This window comes from Oxalobacter formigenes (genome assembly GCF_002127965.1).
Lineage (GTDB): Bacteria > Pseudomonadota > Gammaproteobacteria > Burkholderiales > Burkholderiaceae_D > Oxalobacter > Oxalobacter formigenes.
Window position 1 is genome coordinate 2,162,065 of the sequence record NZ_CP018787.1, and the last position, 23,026, is coordinate 2,185,090.

Below are 23,026 nucleotides of genomic sequence, written 5' to 3' on the forward strand. Positions count from 1 at the left end.
AACAGGATGAATCCGGAATCGTGAATTTGTTTTTTCCAATTAATCAGAAGTTTGCGGGGTTTTCATAAAAAGGAGGGATTGCAGGAACCGTCTGCCTGTTTCCAGACGACAAGCCGAAAGCGGCTTCATCCTGTATCATATCGAAAAATTTCATTTGGCCGGTCGCGCTTTTATCCGAAACACGATTTCGCCCTAACAACGAAGTGATCCGTTCATGTTCAAAGAAAATACGCTCGTCAACAAAGTCCTGTTTTTCATTCTCCTGGTCCTTTGCCTGACGCCTTTCATCTCCATTCCCGTCGCGCTTTTCATGGGCCTCGCATTTGCGCTGGTTTTCAAGAACCCCTATCCGGATATCAGCAAGAAAGCGTCCAAATACCTGCTCCAGTTTTCCGTTGTCGGGCTTGGTTTCGGCATGAATATGTATGAAGCCTTGAAGGCAGGAAAGGAAGGCATCACTTTTACCATCGTATCCGTTTTTGGCGTGCTTCTGATCGGCGTGTTTCTGGGTAAACTGTTCAAGCTGGAAAGAACCATCGCTTACCTGATTTCCGCAGGGACGGCGATTTGCGGCGGCAGTGCCATCGCCGCCGTTGCGCCTATCGTGAAAGCCAAGGATACGGAAATATCGGTGTCCATCGGAACCGTCTTCATCCTGAATGCCATCGCCTTATTTATTTTTCCGATACTGGGCCATCACTTTGGTCTCTCCCAGACACAATTCGGGACGTGGGCGGCGATTGCCATCCATGACGTCTCCTCCGTCGTCGGGGCAGGCGCGGCCTACGGGGAAGAAGCGCTGAAGGTCGCCACTACCGTCAAGCTGACCCGGGCACTGTGGATCATTCCCGTCGCCATCGTGACATCCCTCTTCTTCAAACAGAAAACAGACAAGGTGTACAAACCCTGGTTCATCCTGTTCTTCACACTGGCAATGATCGCCAATACCTTTTTGCCATTGCCACCACTGCTGGTGGAAAACATCCTGATAGTCGCAAAAACCGGTTTTGCCGTCACCCTTTTCCTGATTGGTACCGACCTGTCCGTCGATGTCATCAGGAAAGTCGGTGTCAAGGCGATTTTGTTCGGCGTGATATTGTGGGTGCTCATCAGTACCGTCAGTTTTATCGTCATTACCATGATGTAAAACCCCGAACATCGATTTAACGTCAGTAAGCGGGTATTGCCCTGCCGCTATTCGACAGGAAGCATCCCGGTTTCGTTTTATTTGCAGAAATGAAAAGCGATTTTGTTTTCCGGACAAAAGACAGCAAAATATTTTCTTTTATACACTTTGACGGATGTATGTATTACTGACGCGTTTCGATTTGAGAAGATAGGCGGTCCAGACAACGGCCCAGAATATGGATTTCGTGAAGGGTCCCGACATATCTTTTATGAACCCGCCGATCATGTCGGTCCCGAAACTCATGTAAAAATACAATCCGACCAAAACAATGGAAAAAGGGCCGATCAGCCATAACGCACTGATCGTATACCGGACCGATTTCCACTCGTGTTTTTTCCAGAGCAGACATCCGGCAGCGATACTGATGACGGACGCGACGATGACAGCTCCCCAGCAGAACCATTTATATTGAACGTAAGCCGAAATGTGCAACATGATCGGGTTTTCCATTTCAATTTCATGGAAATCCTTCGCCAGCATGGCAATATTCGCGACCGGACTCAGAATCGTCAATATGATGATCAGGAAAGCCAGCCAGCCTCCCACTCCCTTCGGGCCATCCAGAGATAAATCGGGCAACTCCTTTTTTTCCGGAGGCCTGTTTTCATTTTCCATTTCGATCGCTACCTTTTATTCAGGCTTTCATTAATATCGGAAGTCATTCTAGCCTTTCCATTCGACGGGCTCATTAAAACCGTCAAGCTTTTTGACGATTACTCCGGTTTCGCCTGTTTTTTGTCTTTTTTGCAACCAGGTAACCTTTTAAGTATCCCGTTTTTTTCGAAGACATCCTTGACTCCGTTATCCCGTTAACATGCTAATATCAAAGACCTGTCTTCCCTGAAAGAAAAACAGTCATGAAAATAGCTACATGGAACGTCAACTCGCTCAAAGTCCGCCTGCCTCACGTATTGCAGTGGCTGGAAGACAATCCCGTCGATGTCCTCTGCCTTCAGGAAACGAAACTGACGGACGACAAGTTTCCCGTTATGGAAATCGGGGCAGCGGGTTATCAGGTGGCTTTCACAGGACAGAAAACCTATAACGGCGTCGCTATTCTTTCAAAAAAACCGGTAACGGATATCGTCAAAAACAATCCGCTTTTCCCGGATGAGCAGCAGCGCATTGTTGCCGCAACTGTCGACAATATCCGCATCGTCTGTGCCTACGTCCCCAATGGACAGGCGGTTGGATCGGAAAAATATTCGTACAAACTGGACTGGCTGCGTTCCCTGACCCAATGGCTGGCAGAAGAACGGCAAAAACATCCATATCTGGCACTATTGGGTGACTACAATATCGCGCCGGAAGACCGCGACGTTTACGACCCGGTGGCATGGGAAGGCAACGTTCTCGTTTCGCCACCGGAACGGGATGCTTTCCGGGCATTGCAGGACATCGATTTCATCGACGCTTACCGTCTTTTCGAACAGCCTGAAAAATCATACAGCTGGTGGGATTACCGGCAGCTGGGTTTCCAGAAAAACCGCGGATTGCGGATCGACCATATCCTGCTGTCCAAAGCGTTGGCACCACATTGCACGGCATGCACAATCGACCGCATTCCTCGCAAATGGACACAGCCTTCTGACCATACGCCGGTCATTGCCGAACTGGATATCTGATTCACCCTCTTTGACAAACCAGTACAGCGTTAAAACGGCACTGGTTTGCGCAGTCCCGAAAAGTTACAATAGGCAATTTTTCCGGGTTCTGAAAGCCACTCATGGGTACCGTCCTGCTCAAGGCACTGTCGTTTGTCCTGATCATCGTTTTGGGATATGTGCTCAAAAAACTGGTTTTCAAAAACCCTAAAGATCACCAGATCGTCGCGTTCATTCTCCTGAATGTCACGCTTCCGGCTACAGTCATCCACGCCTTCGGCACGTTCCGTCGGGATGCGTCCCTTTTCCTGATTATCGCAATCGGCTTTTTGTGCGCCGTCATCCCGATGCTCTTCGTTTATCTGATCAGCCGCCACCAGAAAAAGGACAAGCGTGCCTTTTCGATGATCAATGTCTGCGGGTTCAATATCGGCTGTTTTGCGCTGCCGTTTGTCCAGAACTTTTTCGGCCCGGGTGGCATGATCATCGCCTGCCTGTTCGATATCGGCAACGCCTTTATAGTCACCGGTGGCTCGTTCGCTTTCACATCGACTGTCCTGCAAACGAATCCGGATGAAAAGCAAAGCGTTGGCACGCTGCTGAAAAAATTCGTCAGTTCGATCCCTTTCGATACCTACATGCTGATGCTCGTTCTGGTCATGCTGAACATCCCGGTACCGGACGTGGTCATTACCCTCGTCGAGCCAATCGCGTCAGCCAACAGTTTCTTCGCCCTGCTTCTGATCGGCATGATGTTCGAGTTCCGCACCCGTGCCGACAAATACCGGACGATGTTCGGGGTGTTGGGGCTGCGCCTTCTGTTCGGAGCGGCATTTTCGGCAATGCTTTATTTTTTCCTGCCTTTTTCGCTTGAAGTCAGGCAGGTGTTAGCTGTCGTCGCTTTCGCGCCGGTTACTTCACTGGCCCCGATTTATACCGAACGCTGCCAAAGTGACAGTGCCCTGTCCAGCCTGACGCTGTCCATTTCCATTGTCATCAGCCTGACGGTCATGATCGGGCTTGTCCTTGCCATGCAAGCGTGAGCCTCACAAAAAAGTGTGTCAAATCATGTATTTTGCAAGTTTTTAACACGATAAATAAGGCAAAAACCGAAACGGTTTGACTCCTCTCGGGTATAATTTCCCTTTTGCACTTACGATTTCATTACATATCATCATGGAAGCAGAACGTCTCAATTCAATTACCCACCGTATCTCAGACCTGACCGAACGTGAAACTGCCTTACGGGGGTATCTTTGACTTCGCTGCCAAGTCAGACAAGCTTGAGCAGGTAAACGCCGAACTGGAAGACCCGGACGTCTGGAACGATCCGAAAAAGGCACAGGATCTCGGCAAGGAAAAAAAATCCCTTGAAAACGTCGTTCTTTCCCTCACCCGGATCAAATCCGGCCTGGATGACGCGGCCGAACTTTTCGAAATGGCAAAGGAAGAACAGGACGACGATACGTTGAAAGCGGTCGACGACGACACGCTGGAGCTGCTTGACCAGATCGAAAAACTCGAATTCCGCCGGATGTTTTCCAATCCGATGGACCCGTGCAACTGTTTCATCGACATTCAGGCCGGTGCAGGCGGTACCGAAGCGCAGGACTGGGCTTCGATGATTCTCCGCCAATACCTCCGTTACTGTGAACGCAAGGGCTTCAATGCGACGATTCTGGAACAGTCCGACGGTGAAGTCGCCGGCATCAAGACCGCAACGATCAAGGTCGAGGGCGATTACGCCTACGGCTATCTCCGGACGGAAACCGGCGTTCACCGCCTTGTGCGGAAATCGCCTTTCGATTCGTCCAACGGCCGCCACACGTCTTTTTGCAGTCTTTTCGTGTATCCGGAAGTCGATGATTCCATTGAAATCGACATCAATCCGGCAGACGTTCGCGTCGATACCTACCGTGCCTCCGGTGCGGGGGGACAGCACATCAACAAAACGGACTCCGCCGTCCGGCTGACGCATGCCCCGACCGGTATTGTCGTCCAGTGCCAGAACGACCGGAGCCAGCACCGAAACCGTGCCGACGCATGGGAAATGCTGAAGTCACGCCTGTTCGAGCTGGAACTGCGCAAACGCATGAGCGAACAGCAAAAACTGGAAGATTCCAAGACCGACGTAGGCTGGGGTCACCAGATCCGTTCCTACGTGCTGGACAACTCGCGCATCAAGGATTTGAGAACCAACCATGAAACGGGTAATACGAAAGCCGTTCTGGATGGCGATCTGGACGATTTCATTCTCGAATCGTTGAAACAGGGTGTATAAAGAACTTTAAAGAACGTTTTTTCCCAAATAGACAGAACTTACATCGCATCATGACCACGCAAACACAAAACAACGAACCTGCGGCCCCCGCCCAGGATGAAAATTCCATCATGGCCGAACGCCGTGCCAAACTGGCTGCCCTTCGCGAACAGGGCGTCGCCTATCCAAACGATTTCCGTCCTAAAAACAAGGCTGACGATATTCATGCCCAATACGACGGAATGGATAACGAAGCGCTCGAAGCAGCCAAAATCGAGGTTTGTGTTGCAGGTCGCATGATGCTGAAGCGGGTCATGGGAAAAGCGTCTTTCGCGACCTTGCAGGATGCTTCCGGTTTGCAGGCCAACGGCCGTATCCAGCTTTTCCTGTCCAACGACGCAACCGGCAAGGAAGCACATGATGCGTTCAAACGTTACGACATTGGCGACATTCTCGGTGCAACGGGCACCCTGTTCAAAACCAGAACCGGTGAACTCTCCGTTCGTGTGTCCGAAGTTCGCCTGATCACGAAATCGGTTCGCCCCTTGCCGGACAAATTCCACGGCCTGTCCGATCAGGAACTCAAATACCGCCAGCGTTACGTCGATCTGATCATGAGCGAGGAAACGCGCAAAACATTCAAGGCAAGAACGGCAGCGATTGCCTCCATTCGCCGTTTCATGGGCGACAACGGCTTTATGGAAGTCGAAACCCCGATGCTGCACGCGATTCCGGGCGGCGCCGCAGCCAAACCGTTCATCACTTATCACAATGCGCTGGATATGCAAATGTTCATGCGTATCGCTCCGGAACTGTACCTGAAACGTTTGCTGGTCGGCGGTTTCGAACGGGTGTTTGAGCTGAACCGCAACTTCCGCAACGAAGGTGTTTCCCCGCGCCATAATCCTGAATTCACGATGATGGAATTCTATGCCGCCTACGTCGATTACAAGTGGCTGATGGACTTTACCGAAACGGTTATCCGTCAGGCCGTCGTCGATACCTACGGTACCCCTGTCATCACGTATCAGGGCAAGGAACTGGACTTCTCCAAACCATTCCGTCGTTTCACTATTCTGGAAGCGATTTCCAAATACGCGCCACACTACACTTTAGAACAGTTGAACGATGCCGACTTCCTGCGTGCCGAACTCAAAAAATTCGGCGTCAAACTCCTGCCGACCGCTGGCGTGGGTGCCCTGCAACTCGCCCTGTTCGAAGAAACGGCCGAAGCGAAACTCTGGGAACCGACTTACATCATCGACTACCCTGTCGAAGTATCACCACTGGCCCGCGCGTCCGATACCCGCGAAGGCATTACGGAACGCTTCGAGCTCTTCATGGTCGGCCGTGAAATCGCCAACGGTTTCTCCGAACTGAACGATCCGGAAGACCAGTCTGCCCGTTTCATGAAACAGGTCGAAGCCAAGGACGCCGGTGACGAGGAAGCCATGTATTACGATTCCGATTACATCCGCGCGCTGGAATACGGCATGCCACCTGCTGGCGGCTGCGGCATCGGTATCGACCGTCTCGTCATGCTGCTGACCGACTCTCCCAACATCCGTGACGTCATCCTGTTCCCGCACATGCGCCGGGAAGACTGATTCACGAGTTAACGACAAAAAAGCCGGCATTTTCGCCGGCTTTTATTTTGCTTTCCATAAATATCAATACCCCTCTGACTGAGATCAAAACCGGCGCGTCATTCCCTCATTAAGATGGAAGAATGAAAGAAATTGCAGGGAGCGTTTGTCCTGTCACTTTCATTGAAAAATTTCAGCTTTCTGCAAGAAAGTTTCTTTTGATGTAACATGTTCTTACCCTAATGATCAGTTCGCCGATGGGCCGGACAAGGAAAAAATTGACCCCTCATCATCCGCGCACGATCGTTTCAAGACCAAAACACGTTACGTACCTTTTATGATTGGAAAGAAAATGTCCACGAAACAGTCCGTCGCAACAGGTAGCAAGACCGCCAACAAAATTGAATTATCGAGGTCCTCCATGAAAAAATCAAATCCGGTTTCCCGCTTGAACACCACTTCCGACCTCTCTGCGGAAGGCATCACCAAAATCCAGCAGGCATTGAACCCCATGCTGGCGGATGTTTTCGCACTGTACATGAAAACCAAGAATTTCCACTGGCACATGAGCGGCCCACATTTCCGTGATTACCACCTGCTGTTCGACGAACATGCCGACCAGATTTTCGCCATGACTGACGACATCGCCGAACGCGTCAGAAAACTGGGAGCCATCACACTGCATTCCATCGGTGAAGTTTCCAGGTTGCAACGCATTCGCGACAACAACGAACCTTACGTCGATCCACTGGACATGTTGATCGAGCTCAAAGACGACAATCTGAGCCTGTTGGGTTCGATGCGCAAGGCACACGAAGTCTGCGACAAATTCGAAGATGTCGCCACTGCCAGCCTGATCGAAAACTGGATCGATGAAACGGAAAGACGAATCTGGTTCCTTTTCGAAGCGGCACAGGACATGGATTCAACCGGACATTAATCAAGACTTTTCCTTCTCTTTTTCCATTAAACGGAATGGTTACCACCATTCCGTTTTTTTATGCGTGACGATAATCCCTCCTTTCTCACCTGTTTTCCATGCTATTTTTCAACGGATTCTGAAATTTTCCCTGCGAAAATTTTCCGTCAAAACCTTTCATTTTCCCAAGCAACCTGACCGGTTTAATCCCTTTCCTTTTAATGAAGCTCAAAGGGTGAAATGACAGTCCGGGTAAATTAAACCCGTTCGTTTACACGATTTTTCCGTTTTGCATTTTCTGAAACACATTCCGTCACTATCCGGAAACTTCAGTTGCTGCATCACCAATACGGAAAAACAAAAAACGCCCGTATTTGACAGACATGTCTTTACGGACACAAGTGTTATTAACCGTTAAGCAAACTGGAGGCTTCAATGGCATACCTAAGCAATACCGATCTGACTCGTAACGATCCGATTTTCGGCTCTCCCTTCGTTTCGAAGGCCGCCAACAAAAAGACCTTCCCGAATGACGAGCAAAATGCTTACGACGTTTATCAGGTCGTTCACGACGAATTGTATCTGGACGGCAATGCCCGCCAGAATCTGGCCACCTTTTGCCAGACCTTCGAAGAAGAAGAACTTCACGCACTGATGGACCTGTCGATCGACAAGAACATGATCGACAAGGATGAATATCCCCAGACAGCGGCCATCGAAAATTATTGCGTCCACATGATCGCCGATCTGTGGAATGCACCGGATTCCGCCACCACCATCGGTACCTCGACCGTCGGTTCAAGTGAAGCCTGTATGCTGGGCGGTCTGGCTGCCCTGTGGCGCTGGCGCGCGAAACGGAAAGCGGCTGGCAAACCGATCGACAAACCCAACATGGTTTGCGGTCCCGTTCAGGTTTGCTGGCTGAAATTCGCCCGTTACTGGGACATCGAAATCCGTGAAATGCCGATGCGTGACAACCACTACGTCATGGCACCGGAAGACATGCTCTCGATGGTCGATGAAAACACCATTGTCGTCGTACCGACTCTGGGCCAGACGTATACCGGCCTGTACGAACCGGTCAAACCGCTGGCAGACGCACTGGACAAATTGCAGACTGAAAAAGGTCTGGACATCGACATTCACGTCGACGGTGCCAGCGGCGGCTTCCTTGCCCCGTTCTGTGCTCCGGAAATGGTATGGGACTTCCGCCTGCCACGCGTGAAATCCATCAGCACCTCCGGCCACAAATTCGGTCTGGCTCCTTTGGGGGTAGGCTGGGTTGTCTGGCGCGAAACGAAAGACCTGCCGGAAGGCCTGATTTTCCACGTCAACTATCTCGGTGGCGATCTGCCGACCTTCGCACTGAACTTCTCCCGTCCTGCCGGACAGGTCATCTGCCAGTACTACAACCTGCTGCGTCTGGGCAAGGAAGGTTATCAGCGCATTCATGGCGATTGCTACAAGACGGCACAGATGCTGGCGGAAGGCCTGCAAATGATCGGACCATTCGAAATGATCCACAGCGGCAAGGAACAGGAAGGCATCCCTGCCCTGACCTGGAAGATCAAGGATGGCGCGAAAACCAATTACAGCCTGTACGATCTGGCGGACCACCTGAGAACCCGCGGCTGGCTCGTCCCGGCTTACTCGCTGCCACCTCATGCCGACAACATCATTGTCCAGCGCATTCTGGTCAAACAGGGTCTGTCTGCCGATATGGCTTCCCTGCTTCTCGAAGACTTCAAACGCTCCATCGACTTCTTCGACAGCCATCAGCCACACGGCTTTACCGGCAAGGAAGCCCAGATGGGCAACCATAGCGGCAGATAAGGGACACCTTTGGCAATGCAGGGGAAATAAACGAAAACATTCTTGTAAAGGTAAAAAAATGAGCGTCAATCAAAATCAGGAGCAAAGGAAACAGGTGTTGGACTTTATGACCTCTGCTCACCAGACTTTTTCTTCAGACAAGGGCGGAGCGAACGCCAGTTACATTCCGTATCTGGCTTCCGTCCCGTCCGATCTGTTCGGTATCGCCATTTCGTTCCCTGACGGTCAGGTGCTCGAAGTCGGCGATACGAAATATGAATTCGCCATCGAATCCATTTCGAAAGTATTCACACTGGCGAAAGTGCTGGAAGAAATCGGCAAGGACAAGTTCCTCGCCACAATCGGTTCCGACGCGACTGGCGAACCGTTCAATTCGGTCATTGCACTGGAACTGCACAAGGAACATCCGAGTAATCCGTTCGACAATGCCGGCGCGATTGCCACGGTCAGCCTGTTGAATGCCAAATCGGCAGACGATCGCTGGAACCAGATCATCAGTACCTACAGCCTGTTTGCCGGCCGTGATCTGACCGTCAATGAAGAAGTCTACAAATCCGAATCGGACACGAACGCACACAATCGCGGCATTTCATGGCTCTTGAAAAACAGCGGCAAGATGTTCACGGATCCGGATCAGGCATGTGACGTCTATACCCGCCAGTGTTCGGTCGCGATTACCTGTCGCGACCTGGCCATTATGGGTGGAACGATTGCCAATCATGGCGTCAATCCGGTCACGAAAAAACAGGTCATCAGCCGTGAAAACGTCCAGCCGATTCTGGCAGAAATGGCGATGAACGGTCTTTACGACAATACGGGCACCTGGCTGTACAACACGGGCCTGCCCGGCAAGAGCGGCGTCGGTGGCGGTATTCTGGCCATTGTCCCCGGTGTCTGCGCATTAGCGGTTTTCGCACCTCCCCTCGATGTTTTCGGAAACAGTGTGAAGGGACAGAAAGTGGGAGCTTTCCTGAGCGAAAAATTGGGTTGGAGTCTTCTCAACAAATAATAAAGCGTTTCCGGACTTCCAGAGATGGAAGTCCGATTTTCAAAGAAGAGGTATTTATGGCTACCACTACCAATACTAAAGCGCGTACTTATATATCATGGCTGACCATCTCGTTCATGATGGTCGCTGCGGTGGCAAGTATTCGTTCGCTTCCGGCCATGGCTGTTTACGGCCTTGGTTCCATCATGCTGTTTTTGATTCCTGCTGTCCTGTTCTTCATTCCTGTCGCCCTGGTCGCATCCGAACTGGGTACCGGCTGGAACGGCGGTATTTACGGCTGGGTCAAACAGGCTTACGGAGATCGTCTCGGATTTTTCGCGATCTGGTTCCTCTGGATTGAGGTCGTCGTCTGGTATCCGTCCGTTCTGGGCTTTGCGGCCAGTACACTGGCCTACATGTTCAACCCGAAACTGGCGAATAATGGCCTCTTTACCTGTATTGTCATTATCGTCTTTTACTGGGCATCGACATTTCTGGCCATGCGTGGAATGGACACGCTGGCAAAATTCACCAAATGGTTCATGTTGCTGGGTACTGCCCTGCCAGCTCTCGCGCTGGTCATTCTGGGTATCATCTGGCTTGTCATGGGTAATCCTTCCGCAGCTCCCCTCTCATGGAGTGCACTGATTCCATCCGTGTTTCATGAACACGCGCACGTTATCACCAGCCACCGCTTGCATGAATCTTCCCTGCAGGTATTTATCGGAAGTGTTGCCGGTCTGGTTCTGATCGTCAGCAACTTCCTGGCATTTGCCGGTATCGAAATGAATGCCATTCATGCCCGCGATTTGAAAAATCCGGAACGTGAAATGCCCAAGGCCATTTTCCTGGCCTGTATCATGATCATCCTGATCTTCATTCCGCCAACGATCGCGATCTCGCTCGTCGTTCCAGCCGACTCAACCAGCCTGACCGCTGGCGTGATTCAGGCTTATGCCGCCTTCTTCGACGCTTTCCACATAACATGGATCACTCCGATCATGGGCGCATTGCTGATTATCGGTGCACTGGGCGGTGTGCTCTCATGGACTGCCGGCCCATCCAAAGGCCTGCTGTTTGTCGGCAAATCCGGCATGTTCCCGCTGGCACTGCAGAAGGTCAACAAAAACGGCGTTCAGTCAAATATCCTGATCCTTCAGGCCATTCTGGTTACCTTGCTGTCAACGATTTATATCTTCGTTGACAACGTATCCGATGCCTTCTGGATGATTTCGGCAATGGCTGCCCTGATGTATCTGACCATTTATATATTCATGTTCATGTCGGCCATGAAGCTCAGAAAAACCCAGCCTCACGTCAAACGCGGATTTGTGCTCAAGGGCCTGCATTTCTGGTGTTTTCTCGGATTGGCGTCCACGATTGTCGCCATTTTCTTCGGCTTCATTCCGCCAAGCCAGTTCAGTGACATGCCTCTGTTCGAGTATATCGGCATACTGGTGGCAGGCCTGATTGTGACCGGTGCTCCTCCGTTCATTTTCTATGCTATTAGAAAACCGTCATGGATCGTCACACCGAAGAGTGAATATGAACAATATTCCGCGCCTTTGCAGGATTTACAGGACGATGGTGACACCACAACGCCACCAGCCGCTCCGCCTGCCACTTCCGCACCGGCGTCAACGACAAAATAACCCTTCCATAATTCCTTCGTAACTTTCATGCCTTCCCTTCGGGGAAGGCTTTTTTATGGTGTTCCCAGCATCAATAACCGCACCCGCCATCCCTGACACATTTCATTTCCGACTGGGAAGCCATGTACAATATGATCTGAAACCAATCAGGCATTTTTCCTGATTTTTAACACCATTTCCGCTTGTGACACGCCATGCTGCGATTAACTGAAATCAGATTGCCTATTGATCATAATGAAGATGATCTGAAAAAAGCCATCCTCGACCGTCTTTTTATCACTGAAAAAGAACTGGACGGCTTTACTGTTTACCGCAGGAATTACGATGCCCGAAAAAAAACCGCGATCGTCTTTTCCTATACGGTTGATGTCGACGTTGCGAATGAAGACTTCCTTCTCGAACGTTTTGACGGTCACCCACATATCCGCAAGGCGCCTGACATGGAATACAAGTTCGTCGCTCACGCGCCAGACAAACCATTCTCCCGTCCCATCGTCGTCGGCTGCGGCCCCTGCGGACTTTTTGCGGCACTGATTCTTGCACAGAGCGGCTTTAAACCAATCATTCTGGAACGGGGCAAAAACGTCCGCGAACGCACCAGAGATACGTTCGGTTTCTGGCGTGAACGACAGCTGAACCCGGAATCGAACGTGCAGTTCGGCGAAGGAGGCGCTGGCACCTTTTCGGATGGAAAACTGCATACCCAGATCAAGGACCCGAAACATTATGGCCGGAAAGTGTTGACTGAGCTGGTCAAATCCGGTGCCCCTGAAGAAATCCTCTATATCGGGAAACCGCATATCGGTACCTTCAAGCTCGTCAGGATTATTGAAGAAATGCGTGATGAAATCATTTCACTCGGCGGAGAGTATCACTACGAAAGCCGGGTCGACGACCTGATTATCGAAAATGGACAGATTCAGGGAGTCGTTTTGCAGGACGGCCGAACGTTTCATTCTGATCATGTCATCCTCGCTCCAGGACACAGCGCGCGGGATACCTTCGAGATGCTTTACAAACGTGGCGTCACGATGGAAGCCAAACCGTTTTCCGTCGGCTTCCGCATCGAACACCCGCAATCCATGATCGACGAATGCCGTCTCGGCCCCAGTGCCGGGAATCCACTGTTAGGTTCGGCCGATTACAAACTGGCTCATCACTGCAAAAACGGCCGAACAGTATACAGTTTCTGTATGTGTCCGGGTGGTACCGTCGTCGCGGCGGCATCCGAACCCGGCAGGCTTGTCACCAATGGCATGAGCCAGTATTCGCGTAACGAAAGAAATGCCAACGCAGCTATTGTCGTGGATATTTCGCCTGACGATTATCCTGATGGCCCACTCGGCGGAATCGCCTTCCAGCGTGAACTGGAGCAAAAAGCGTTTGAGCTCGGCGGTTCCAATTACAATGCACCATGCCAGCTCGTCGGTGATTTTCTGAAAAACAAACCGTCAACAAAACTCGGCTCGGTTGTTCCCTCATACACGCCCGGCGTCACGCCCTGCAATCTCGCCGACGCATTGCCCGGTTTTGCCATTACCGCCCTGCGTGAGGCCATTCCTGCCTTTGAACGTTCAATCCCCGGATTTTCATTGCATGATGCTGTTCTGACCGGAACGGAAACCAGAACGTCTTCTCCAGTAAAAATCCTGCGTAATCGCGATGATCTGCAAAGCGTCAATATCAAGGGCTTGTATCCTGCCGGAGAAGGTGCCGGTTACGCCGGAGGCATCCTGTCCTCGGCAGTAGACGGCATCGAAGTCGCCGAAGCGATTGCCAGAGATATCGCAGCAGGAAAATAAAAAAGGGAAAACGAAGCCTGATTACTCGGCTTCGTCACGGAAGGCCTGAAGAATCTGTTCCTTTTCAGACTCGATTCTCTGCCTGTCTTCCGGATTGGTGATGCGGCGTGCCCCATTGAAACGGGATTTCCAGTAAGCCATCTCCATATTGTCGATACGGACTTTCTTGCCTGAAGAAGGTGCGTGGATGAACTTGTTGTCGCCCAGATAAATACCGACATGGGAATAACTGCGACGTCTGGTATTGTAAAAAACCAGATCACCGGGCTGGAGATCGGCCTGGGATACTTCTTCACCTGCCCGGCTGAGTTCCAGTGAAGTACGTGGCACGGTAGCGCCCCATGCTTCCTTGAATACGTAACGAACCAGACCGCTGCAATCGATTCCCGTTTCCGGGGAATTGCCACCGTATTTGTAATGCGAGCCGATCAGGGTCATGGCCGTCATGGCCAGTTCGGTGGCTTTATGGGTAAAACTGTGGATTCGTTGCATGGCAGGAGCGGAAGTATCGGAATCCGGCATCACTTCCTGGGCCATTGCAGAAGATTGGGCCATTGTGAACAATAACGCTGCCATCCCGGCAGAAGCACAGAATTTCTGAAAAAAAGAGTGCTTTGTTTTCGCCATTGTCAATTAACCCGTTCGATTTGAAGACCAGCTGAAAATGTAAGCGAATACGGCCTTCTTGTCAAAGATTTTTTAGTAAAAAGGGCCTAATTAAGGCTAACTTCGACGATCTTTAAATTAAAATCAATTCAAATGAAGTGCATTCTTTTTTAACTGATGAGTGATTACCGGGAAGCGGTATCATCGTCCAGTCCCAGCTCTGCAATTTTCCGGGTGATCGTATTACGGCCTATTCCCAGTAAAACCGCCGCCTCGTTTTTGCGTCCCCTGGTATAAGACAGGGCTGTTTTGATGAGAATCCTTTCAAACGTTGCACCCAGTTCGTTCATCAGCTCGTTTTTTCCGTCGCCGAGCATTTTTCTGACGGTTTCCTCAAGCCGTTTTTCCCAGGAAATGAAGTCATCAACTGTGTGGGCGGAAACATCGCTGCCTGATTCACTGCTTCCCGAAAGATGTTTTGCTGCCTCGACATAATCATTTGACGATTCATCGGACTCAAGCAATTCAACTGGCAAGTCCTTGACTTCTATCGTCTGGCCGGCAATCATGACTGTCATCCAGTAGCAGACATTTTCCAGTTGCCGGACATTCCCGGAAAAATAGCACCGTTTCAGAAACGCAGCGGCTTCCTGTGACAGGCTTTTGGAAGGAACGCCTAGCTGTTTCGCACTCTGTTTCAGAAAATGTCTTGCCAATACGGCAATATCCTCTGCCCGTTCACGCAGGCTGGGCAATCTCAGCCGAATGACGTTCAGACGATGAAACAGGTCTTCACGGAATACACCTTCCCGAACGAGCTTTTCCAGATTCTGATGCGTGGCGGCAACGACCCGGACATTTGCTTTCACCGACTGGTTTCCGCCTACCCGATAAAAGTGACCATCGGATAATACCCGCAGTAGTCTTGTCTGCATATCCAGGGGCATATCCCCGATTTCGTCGAGAAAAAGCGTTCCCCCTTCAGCCTGTTCAAAACGGCCGCGCCGCATGACTTGCGCACCGGTAAACGCCCCTTTCTCATGTCCGAACAGTTCCGATTCGAGCAGGTCTTTCGGAATGGCTGCCATATTCAGGGCGACAAAAGGCTGTGATGCCCGTGGACTGTGCCGGTGCAGGGCTCTGGCGACCAGTTCCTTCCCGGTACCGGACTCCCCGGTCACCAGAACGGTAGCATTGGAATGGGACAGTTTGCCGATAGATCTGAAGACTTCCTGCATGGCCGGAGCCTGCCCGATGATTTCAGGCATCCTCTCGACCGGTTTTTCAACGACGGCTTCCCTTTCATTCTCCTTCATGGCCCGTTTGACGAGATCGACTGCCTTGTTGAGATCGAAAGGTTTTGCCAGATACTCGAATGCGCCCCCCTGAAATGCGGATACGGCAGAATCGAGATCGGAATAGGCGGTCATGATAATGATGGGCAAATGTGGGAAACGTTCCCTTGCCACTTCCAGCAGATGGAGGCCGGATGTCCCTGGCATGCGTATATCCGACACCAGCACCTGCGGAACTTCTTCCTTCAATGCCACCAGAACGTCATCGGCACTGGAAAAGGATCTCAACGGGATATTTTCACGCGAGAGCGCTTTTTCCAGTACCCAGCGAATGGAATCGTCGTCATCTGCAATCCAGACTGATCTCATCATTTCCCCCGTCAAATCATGTTTCAATGAAAAGGCTTACGCCCTGACCAGTGGCAGCCTGATCAGAAACTCGGTATGCCCCGGAACGCTTTCGCACTCGATAATGCCGCCATGCTGCTGGATCAGCGTTTGAGACAACGTCAGGCCCAGACCGCTTCCCCCTTCCGTTCCCGATACCAGCGGATTGAAAATTTTCTCGATGAGCTCAGCCGGTATTCCGGGTCCGTTATCGATAATATGCAAATTCAGTGCCAGTTTATAGCGAACTCTGGCAAGCGTTACCTGTCGTGAGACCCGTGTCTTGAAAACCAGTTCCGCGTCCCCTTGCCTTATCCTGTCCGTCAACACATTCGCTGCATTTTGGGCGATATTCAGAACTGCCTGAATCAATTGCTCCTTGTCCCCTGTAATTTCAGGGATAGACAGGTCGTAATCCCGCCAGATTTTCAATCCCTTCGGATGTTCTGCCAGTATGAGGCTCCGGACCCTTTCGCACACTTCGTGAATATTGATATCGTTTTCGATATGCGGACGCCGGTGCGGCACCAGTAACCTGTCCACCAGCTTTTGCAGTCTTTCCGTTTCCTTGACAATGACTTGTGTATATTCGCGCAAATCCTTCATTTCCCGGGCCGGCAATTCCATTTCGAGCAGTTGTGCTGCACCACGAATGCCTCCCAGCGGGTTCTTGATTTCATGGGCCAGATTCCGGACGAGTTCCTTGTTTGCCTGAGTCTGGTCGACCAGCCTGTTTTCCCTTTCCTGCCGGATTTGTGCAATATTTTCACGAAGTTCTATCAGGACAGAAGCATCCGGCAAATCGACCGGCCTGACGATGCAATGAACGTGCAGGGCTGCCCTGCCGATTCTTTCCAGAACCAGTTCCTGCCGCATCTCCAGGCAATCGTGTGAAATGACCTGTTCACACAATGTTTCCAGTACGTCACTATTTGGAAAAACCTGTTTCAGATTCTGGGACAGCAAGACCTTAGAAGAACTTTCGAACAAATCCTCGGCTGCCGGATTGACATAAACAATCGCCCCGTTCCGATCCAGAATCAGGACGGCACAAGCCAGCAAATCCAGTCCTTTCAAGGAATCCATCATGGCCAATCCCGGTTTTTTCCCATTTTATGAAGCATCATAAAAAAAGGCGAAGTTTTCCATCTTCGCCTCTCTCTTTATCCTGCCAGATTCACCTTACAGTGAATAATACATATCGTATTCAACCGGATGAGGCGCCATACGGAAGCGCTGTACTTCCTGCATCTTCAGTTCGATATAGGCGTCAATCATCACATTGCTGAAAACCCCGCCGCGAGTTAAGAACTCACGGTCGGCGTCCAGTGCTTCCAGAGCCTGCTCCAGAGAAGAACACACGGTCGGGATCAGGGCATCTTCTTCCGGTGGCAAATGGTACAGGTCTTTCGAAGCGGGTTCACCCGGATGAATCTTGTTCTGCACCCCATCCAGCCCGGCCATCAGCAAGGCTGCGAAACACAGGTACGGATTGGCCAGCGGATCAGGGAAACGGGCTTCCACGCGACGTGCCTTCGGATTGGCGACATGCGGAATACGGATCGATGCCGAACGGTTACGGGCCGAATAGGCCAGCTTGACCGGTGCCTCGAAACCCGGAACCAGACGTTTGTAGGAATTGGTACCCGGATTGGTGATCGCATTCAGGGCACGCGCATGCTTGATGATGCCGCCGATGTAGTACAGGGCAAAATCGGACAAACCTGCATAACCGTCACCGGCAAACAGGTTCTTGCCGTCTTTCCATACCGACTGATGGACGTGCATGCCGGAACCGTTATCTCCCATGATCGGCTTCGGCATGAAGGTTGCCGTTTTGCCGTAAGTATGGGCGACGTTCCAGATGATGTATTTCATGTTCTGGGTCCAGTCGGCGCGTTCGACCAGTGTCGAGAAACGTGTACCGATTTCATTCTGGCCGGCACCGGCCACTTCGTGGTGATGGACTTCGACAGGAATGCCCATGCGTTCCATCAGGGTACACATTTCAGAACGCATGTCCTGAAAACTGTCGATTGGAGGAACCGGGAAATAACCTCCCTTGACTGCCGGACGATGACCTGTATTGCCGCCTTCGATCTTGAGACCGGTCGACCATGAACCTTCTTCCGAATCGATCTTGAAGAAACAGCCGGACATATCGTTATTCCAGCGAACGCTGTCGAAAATGAAGAATTCCGGTTCAGGCCCGAAAAAAGCGACATCGCCCAGTCCGGAGGATCTCAGGTGCGCTTCCGCCCTTTTGGCAATCGAACGCGGATCGCGGTCATAGCCCTTTCCGTCGGACGGTTCGATCACGTCGCATTGCATGAAAAGGGTCGGATCTTCCATGAACGGGTCCAGTTGGGCCGTTGCCGGATCGGGAATCAGCAACATGTCGGAAGCTTCAATCCCCTTCCATCCTGCCATTGAAGAGCCGTCAAATGCATGTCCTTCCTCGAATTTGTCCAAATCGAAACTCGACACAGGCACACTGACATGCATTTCCTTGCCTCTTGTATCGGTAAAACGGAAATCGATAAACCTGACTTCGTTTTCCTCAATCATCTTCAAGACGTCTTCTGCACTCCTGGACATACATTTCTCCTAAATAATCCTGTTGGTCATGGCTTTACTGTTCTTTTACAATCGGGCGTTCTTTAATAAACCGATATCTTTACATGCATATTCCGTGCCAGATTTTTTCAAAACCGACAATTTACGCTTACTGGCAAATACCGAAAACGCTTCAAGCTTTATTCCCCGATGGTTGCACCATAGCGGTGCATTATATCGCTTATTCATGCATTCATTCAGTGCAACTTTTTATTTATCACCCAACTGATACTTCGCGCCGATCTCGTCAAGGCCCGCAACCAGCATGGAAAATGCCTCATCCAGTTTTTCCGGATGCCCCTTGACACCCAGTTCCACATAATTGCTCAGTCTGGTATTTCCCATATGAGGCAGACTGAAAACCCTGATCGCCGGAAACAGGCCCTCGATTTTCTCCATAAGAGGCGTCATTTTCGCTTCGACTGCGCCATACACGACAACCGATTTTTCGGCATATTCCGTCCGGTGGAACAGGGACTGATGATACGTATCGAGTGCCCATTCAATCATGGCTTTCGCCATTTGCGGAAAACCGGGAACGAAATAATGGGTTCCATAAGAAAACCCCGGAATGCGGTTGACCGGATTGGGAAGGATTTTCGAACCGGAGGGGTATTCTCCCATCTGGAGCCGCCTGATATTGTCGGGAGAATCGTAATCGATATGATTGGGGTCTTTCGCCGTCTCGGCGATCCGTTCAACAATCTTTATTTTCGCTTCGGGATGCAATTCAAGGGGCTTGCCGACGGCGATGGAAACGCATCGTCTGGTATGGTCATCGGGAGTGGAACCGATGCCCCCACAGCAGAAAACGATATCGGGAGTGGCAAAAGATTCCTTCAAAACCGAAACGATTCTGTCCGGATCGTCCCCGAGATACCTTGCCCAATCCAGTTGCAAGCCACGTTCTTTCAGAATTTGCACCACATTCGGGAAATGCTGGTCACTCCTTTTTCCCGACATGATTTCATCACCGATGATGATCAGTCCGATTGCCATGATAATTTATTCAAACTTTTTAATGAAAGATAAGAGACAAATTGATTTTCCATTCTGACATAATTTATGCTTGATGGTACTATTTAACATTAAGAGTGTATTTTTTAAATGAAAATGATCGCGAGGTAAAAGATGACGACTCTCATTACCCTTCCTTCAGGTCTTCAATATCGGGACGAAGTTATAGGTACAGGAACCGAAGCGGGTAAAGGTTCTTCATTCGTAAAAGTCCACTATACCGGCTGGCTGAAAAATCCGGATGGAACGCCGGGCAAAAAGTTCGACTGCAGCCGTGAGCGGAACCAGCCTTTCACATTTCCCCTTGGCGTCTCTTACGTCATCCCGGGCTGGGATCATGGCGTCAAAGGCATGAAAGTGGGCGGCAGACGGACATTGTACATACCACCCAGGCTGGCTTACGGCCCCGCCGGTTTCGGCAATGTCATTCCACCCAATGCCGATCTGATCTTCGATATCGAACTCTTATCCGCCTGATACCGGCAATAAAAAAGCAGCTTTATAAGCTGCTTTTTTTGTTCATGGTTTATGCTCTTCTTCATTCACAAAAAACCATATTCGGCAAAAGAGTAGGTATTCTTGCCTGCAACGATGATGTGATCCAGTACCCGGATGTCCACGAGCCCCAAAGCCTGTTTCAGTGCATGCGTCAGTGTCTTGTCGGCATTGCTGGGGTCCGCTTTTCCGGATGGATGATTGTGGGCAAAAATGACACTGGCGGAATTATTCGCCAGCGCAGCCTTGACGACTTCCCTGGGATAAACACTTGTTTGTGACAGGGTTCCCCTGAACATTTCACTGCATTCGATCAATTTGTTTTTGATATCGAGATGCAAAACGACAAACGACTCATGCGTCAAACGGCTGAAATAAAGCTGGAGATAATTCATCACCTTGTCCGAAGAAGACAAGGTCACCCCGTTTTGCAAGTCCTCTGCCAACAGGCGTCTGGCCAGTTCCACAATCGCCTGCAACTGGGCGAATTTGGCGGGACCGATCCCGTTCAGGTCCGAAAAATCTTTCAGCTGGGCTGAAAACAGTCTGGAGAGTGATCCGAAATGCATCATGATTTCCCGCCCGAGATCGACGGCGCTCTTGCCACTCGTTCCGGTTCTGAGAAAAATTGCCAGCAGCTCGGCGTCGGACAGATACTGTGGGCCCCCCTTGATCAATCGTTCACGGGGTCTGTCGTGCGCGGGCCAGTCGGTGATAGCCATAATCTTATGTGTTAACCTTATTGAATAGTGTTCATCGGTTTTTATTGAATTGTGGAAATTTTATTTCAAACCGGCCTGATTAACAAAAAAATTATATTTATACTCTGTCTTTTTTGGCGATTATCCAACCATGCAACTGATATTGGCACAACCCAGAGGTTTTTGCGCAGGCGTCAAACGCGCCATCGAAACAGTGGAACGGGCACTGGAACTGTTTGGAAAACCCGTCTATGTCCGTCATGAAATCGTTCATAACACCCATGTGGTCAATCGCCTGAAAGAAATGGGCGCCATTTTCATCGAGGAACTGGATGAAGTTCCATCCGGCAGCGTGCTCATCTTTTCCGCACATGGCGTTTCACAGGCAATCAGAAAAGACGCCGGAACCCGTCAGCTGAAACTGTTCGATGCCACTTGCCCACTCGTTACCAAAGTACATGTCGAAGTCGCAAAAAACCGCAAAAACGGCCGTGAAATCATCGTAATAGGCCATAAGGGACATCCTGAAGTGGAAGGAACGATGGGACAAGCCGATACAGGGATGTATCTGGTCGATGGCTATAGCGATATCGAACAGTTGAAACTCGACAATCCCGATGCACTGGCTTACGTTTCCCAGACGACCTTGTCTGTCGACGATACGGCCGAAATCATCCATAAACTGAAAACCAGATTCCCGTCCATAGTCGAACCCAAACAGGCCGATATCTGTTATGCCACGACCAATCGTCAGGAAGCCGTCAAGCGACTGGCTGAAAAGGCTTCACTGATCATTGTCGTCGGCAGTCGCAACAGCTCGAACTCCAATCGCTTGCGCGAAATTGCCGAAAAAAACGGGGCAAAAGCCTATATGGTGGACAATGCCGGCCAGATCGACATGGCATGGCTTGAAGGACACAATTGTATCGGTATCACTGCAGGCGCGTCAGCACCCGAAATACTGGTTCAGGAAGTGGTTTTCCTGCTGCAGCAACATGGTGGTCACTCCATTACCGAACAGGAAGGCCTTCAGGAAAATTTGAGTTTCCCTCTTCCCAAAGGCCTTAAATGACAAGGCGCCTTGCTCACACAACGGAAGTACGTTTGAGGTAATTATCCAGAAGCAGCGAGACCCCCCCGAAAGCCGCATAGGTATCCGTGATGACAAAAACAGGAATCCCGGCCAGATAATCGGAAAAGCGGCCCTTGTCTTCAAAACGTTTCCGGAAACCGGAAGCGAAGAAACGCTCGCCCAGCCGTGGAATGATCCCGCCACCGATATAAATGCCCCCTTTTGCGCCCAGCGTCAACGCCAGATTGGCCGCTATCGTCCCGAACATATCGCAAAAGACATCAATCACCTGATCACACAAACCGTTTTTTTCATTTAATGCATGTTCAATGATGTCACTGGCGGCCAATGAACGTCTTTCGCCCTTCTTTATTTCCGAGAGAAGTTCATACAGAAATTCAATCCCTCTTCCCGAGAGAAAACGTTCTGCAGAGACATGTCTGTATTTCTTTCTGGCGAGTTCAAGAATGTCGATTTCAAGCTCGTCAAAAGGGGAGAAAGTAACATGGCCGCCCTCGGCTTCCAGAGGAATCCAGCCGTCCTGAGCGGGTATCAGACCCGATACTCCCAGCCCGGTTCCGGCACCGATCAGGCCGATGGCCCTTCCTTTTTTTGCTGTTTTTCCACCGCATTGTTTCGTGTATGCTGGTGGTAATGAAGGCAAGGACATCGCCAGCGCCGTGAAATCATTGACCATGATGAAAACCTCAAAACCGAATTCAGTCCTGATACGTTCAATTGAAAAAGCCCAGGCTGAATTGGTCATTTTGATCCAGTCGCCTTCAATCGGATTGGCAATGGCAACTGCTGCGTATTTCAGCTTTTTTGAACCAGCCAAAACCGCTTCTTCCTGTGACAGGTAATGACGCAAGACATCGGCAAAACCGGCAAAATCTTTGTTGGGATAGATAGCCGGCGCCTCAAAACAGCCTGCCGCCGTTTCTATTGCGAAACGGGCATTTGTACCGCCGACATCGCCGACCAGTCGTGGATAGTGTTCCATA

The 23,026-nt window shown here is 50.7% G+C and carries 20 protein-coding genes; 12 read left to right on the forward strand and 8 right to left on the reverse strand.

The features are described from left to right. Window positions 1-214: 214 nt before the first annotated feature. A complete protein-coding gene (locus tag BRW83_RS10265) occupies window positions 215-1,147 on the forward strand; it encodes a YeiH family protein (protein WP_005879566.1) in 933 nt (310 codons plus the stop codon). 138 nt (window positions 1,148-1,285) lie between these two features. Here the strand turns inward: BRW83_RS10265 and BRW83_RS10270 are convergent, their stop codons facing one another. Continuing rightward, window positions 1,286-1,804 (reverse strand): DUF2569 family protein, encoded by a 519-nt coding sequence (locus BRW83_RS10270; protein WP_005879565.1) that lies wholly within the window; start codon window positions 1,802-1,804, stop codon window positions 1,286-1,288. Between the two features lie 242 nt (window positions 1,805-2,046). Between BRW83_RS10270 and BRW83_RS10275 the strand changes: the two genes are divergently transcribed. The 9 genes from BRW83_RS10275 to BRW83_RS10315 all read left to right on the forward strand — a co-directional run bounded on the left by BRW83_RS10275 (window position 2,047) and on the right by BRW83_RS10315 (window position 13,833). Further along, on the forward strand, window positions 2,047-2,814 hold the full coding sequence (locus tag BRW83_RS10275) for an exodeoxyribonuclease III (protein ID WP_005879563.1): 768 nt from the start codon (window positions 2,047-2,049) through the stop codon (window positions 2,812-2,814). Window positions 2,815-2,915: 101 nt separating this feature from the next. After that, window positions 2,916-3,836 (forward strand): AEC family transporter, encoded by a 921-nt coding sequence (locus BRW83_RS10280; protein WP_005879562.1) that lies wholly within the window; start codon window positions 2,916-2,918, stop codon window positions 3,834-3,836. A gap of 133 nt (window positions 3,837-3,969) precedes the next feature. Next, a protein-coding gene (gene prfB, locus BRW83_RS10285; RefSeq protein WP_145814912.1) for a peptide chain release factor 2 occupies window positions 3,970-5,074 on the forward strand; the annotation gives its coding sequence in 2 pieces (ribosomal slippage) (window positions 3,970-4,050 and window positions 4,052-5,074; 1,104 coding nt in all). Window positions 5,075-5,124: 50 nt separating this feature from the next. After that, window positions 5,125-6,660 carry a lysine--tRNA ligase gene (lysS, locus tag BRW83_RS10290; protein WP_005879560.1) on the forward strand — a complete coding sequence of 512 codons (1,536 nt, stop codon included), beginning with the start codon at window positions 5,125-5,127 and terminating at the stop codon, window positions 6,658-6,660. A gap of 331 nt (window positions 6,661-6,991) precedes the next feature. Beyond that, window positions 6,992-7,579 carry a Dps family protein gene (locus BRW83_RS10295; protein ID WP_005879559.1) on the forward strand — a complete coding sequence of 196 codons (588 nt, stop codon included), beginning with the start codon at window positions 6,992-6,994 and terminating at the stop codon, window positions 7,577-7,579. A gap of 414 nt (window positions 7,580-7,993) precedes the next feature. Then, window positions 7,994-9,391, forward strand: coding sequence for a glutamate decarboxylase (locus BRW83_RS10300; protein WP_005879558.1), 1,398 nt, complete (start codon window positions 7,994-7,996; stop codon window positions 9,389-9,391). Between the two features lie 58 nt (window positions 9,392-9,449). Then, window positions 9,450-10,400, forward strand: a complete 951-nt coding sequence (gene glsA, locus BRW83_RS10305) for a glutaminase A (protein ID WP_005879557.1) — start codon at window positions 9,450-9,452, stop codon at window positions 10,398-10,400. Window positions 10,401-10,456: 56 nt separating this feature from the next. Next, a complete protein-coding gene (locus BRW83_RS10310) occupies window positions 10,457-12,031 on the forward strand; it encodes an amino acid permease (protein WP_005879556.1) in 1,575 nt (524 codons plus the stop codon). 194 nt (window positions 12,032-12,225) lie between these two features. After that, the gene (locus BRW83_RS10315; protein ID WP_005879554.1) at window positions 12,226-13,833 is read left to right on the forward strand and encodes an NAD(P)/FAD-dependent oxidoreductase; all 1,608 of its coding nucleotides are present in this window, start codon (window positions 12,226-12,228) and stop codon (window positions 13,831-13,833) included. A 21-nt stretch (window positions 13,834-13,854) separates the two neighbouring features. Here the strand turns inward: BRW83_RS10315 and BRW83_RS10320 are convergent, their stop codons facing one another. From BRW83_RS10320 to BRW83_RS10340, 5 genes are all read right to left on the reverse strand, one after another. Next, complete coding sequence (locus BRW83_RS10320; RefSeq protein WP_005879552.1) at window positions 13,855-14,460, reverse strand: C40 family peptidase; 606 nt, start codon at window positions 14,458-14,460, stop codon at window positions 13,855-13,857. 164 nt (window positions 14,461-14,624) lie between these two features. After that, window positions 14,625-16,103: a nitrogen regulation protein NR(I) gene (ntrC, locus tag BRW83_RS10325; RefSeq protein WP_036603455.1), complete on the reverse strand. Its 1,479-nt coding sequence runs from the start codon at window positions 16,101-16,103 to the stop codon at window positions 14,625-14,627. Between the two features lie 36 nt (window positions 16,104-16,139). After that, window positions 16,140-17,210 (reverse strand): nitrogen regulation protein NR(II), encoded by a 1,071-nt coding sequence (gene glnL, locus BRW83_RS10330; RefSeq protein ID WP_005879548.1) that lies wholly within the window; start codon window positions 17,208-17,210, stop codon window positions 16,140-16,142. A 93-nt stretch (window positions 17,211-17,303) separates the two neighbouring features. Further along, window positions 17,304-18,719, reverse strand: a complete 1,416-nt coding sequence (gene glnA / locus BRW83_RS10335; RefSeq protein WP_005879547.1) for a type I glutamate--ammonia ligase — start codon at window positions 18,717-18,719, stop codon at window positions 17,304-17,306. A gap of 228 nt (window positions 18,720-18,947) precedes the next feature. Further along, window positions 18,948-19,736 carry a competence/damage-inducible protein A gene (locus BRW83_RS10340; protein WP_005879546.1) on the reverse strand — a complete coding sequence of 263 codons (789 nt, stop codon included), beginning with the start codon at window positions 19,734-19,736 and terminating at the stop codon, window positions 18,948-18,950. Window positions 19,737-19,868: 132 nt separating this feature from the next. On the opposite strand from BRW83_RS10340, the gene BRW83_RS10345 reads away from it, so the two are divergent. Beyond that, a complete protein-coding gene (locus tag BRW83_RS10345) occupies window positions 19,869-20,231 on the forward strand; it encodes an FKBP-type peptidyl-prolyl cis-trans isomerase (protein WP_005879545.1) in 363 nt (120 codons plus the stop codon). 65 nt (window positions 20,232-20,296) lie between these two features. On the opposite strand, the gene radC is transcribed toward BRW83_RS10345, so the two are convergent. After that, on the reverse strand, window positions 20,297-20,971 hold the full coding sequence (gene radC / locus BRW83_RS10350; RefSeq protein ID WP_005879544.1) for a RadC family protein: 675 nt from the start codon (window positions 20,969-20,971) through the stop codon (window positions 20,297-20,299). Window positions 20,972-21,101: 130 nt separating this feature from the next. Here radC and ispH point away from each other — a divergent pair, with 130 nt between their 5' ends. Further along, entirely contained in the window at window positions 21,102-22,022 is a 921-nt protein-coding gene (ispH, locus tag BRW83_RS10355) for a 4-hydroxy-3-methylbut-2-enyl diphosphate reductase (protein WP_005879543.1), read from the forward strand. A 13-nt stretch (window positions 22,023-22,035) separates the two neighbouring features. Here ispH and BRW83_RS10360 read toward each other — a convergent pair whose 3' ends face one another. Beyond that, the gene (locus BRW83_RS10360; RefSeq protein WP_005879542.1) at window positions 22,036-23,025 is read right to left on the reverse strand and encodes a glucokinase; all 990 of its coding nucleotides are present in this window, start codon (window positions 23,023-23,025) and stop codon (window positions 22,036-22,038) included. Between the last annotated feature and the right edge of the window lies 1 nt (window position 23,026).

Coding starts and splice junctions, on each gene's coding strand:
- BRW83_RS10265 (WP_005879566.1), top strand. CDS start 215: ATGTTCAAAGAAAATACGCTCGTCAACAAAGTCCTGTTTTTCATTCTC.
- BRW83_RS10270 (WP_005879565.1), bottom strand. CDS start 1,804: ATGGAAAATGAAAACAGGCCTCCGGAAAAAAAGGAGTTGCCCGATTTA.
- BRW83_RS10275 (WP_005879563.1), top strand. CDS start 2,047: ATGAAAATAGCTACATGGAACGTCAACTCGCTCAAAGTCCGCCTGCCT.
- BRW83_RS10280 (WP_005879562.1), top strand. CDS start 2,916: ATGGGTACCGTCCTGCTCAAGGCACTGTCGTTTGTCCTGATCATCGTT.
- lysS (WP_005879560.1), top strand. CDS start 5,125: ATGACCACGCAAACACAAAACAACGAACCTGCGGCCCCCGCCCAGGAT.
- BRW83_RS10295 (WP_005879559.1), top strand. CDS start 6,992: ATGTCCACGAAACAGTCCGTCGCAACAGGTAGCAAGACCGCCAACAAA.
- BRW83_RS10300 (WP_005879558.1), top strand. CDS start 7,994: ATGGCATACCTAAGCAATACCGATCTGACTCGTAACGATCCGATTTTC.
- glsA (WP_005879557.1), top strand. CDS start 9,450: ATGAGCGTCAATCAAAATCAGGAGCAAAGGAAACAGGTGTTGGACTTT.
- BRW83_RS10310 (WP_005879556.1), top strand. CDS start 10,457: ATGGCTACCACTACCAATACTAAAGCGCGTACTTATATATCATGGCTG.
- BRW83_RS10315 (WP_005879554.1), top strand. CDS start 12,226: ATGCTGCGATTAACTGAAATCAGATTGCCTATTGATCATAATGAAGAT.
- BRW83_RS10320 (WP_005879552.1), bottom strand. CDS start 14,460: ATGGCGAAAACAAAGCACTCTTTTTTTCAGAAATTCTGTGCTTCTGCC.
- ntrC (WP_036603455.1), bottom strand. CDS start 16,103: ATGAGATCAGTCTGGATTGCAGATGACGACGATTCCATTCGCTGGGTA.
- glnL (WP_005879548.1), bottom strand. CDS start 17,210: ATGATGGATTCCTTGAAAGGACTGGATTTGCTGGCTTGTGCCGTCCTG.
- glnA (WP_005879547.1), bottom strand. CDS start 18,719: ATGTCCAGGAGTGCAGAAGACGTCTTGAAGATGATTGAGGAAAACGAA.
- BRW83_RS10340 (WP_005879546.1), bottom strand. CDS start 19,736: ATGGCAATCGGACTGATCATCATCGGTGATGAAATCATGTCGGGAAAA.
- BRW83_RS10345 (WP_005879545.1), top strand. CDS start 19,869: ATGACGACTCTCATTACCCTTCCTTCAGGTCTTCAATATCGGGACGAA.
- radC (WP_005879544.1), bottom strand. CDS start 20,971: ATGGCTATCACCGACTGGCCCGCGCACGACAGACCCCGTGAACGATTG.
- ispH (WP_005879543.1), top strand. CDS start 21,102: ATGCAACTGATATTGGCACAACCCAGAGGTTTTTGCGCAGGCGTCAAA.
- BRW83_RS10360 (WP_005879542.1), bottom strand. CDS start 23,025: ATGGAACACTATCCACGACTGGTCGGCGATGTCGGCGGTACAAATGCC.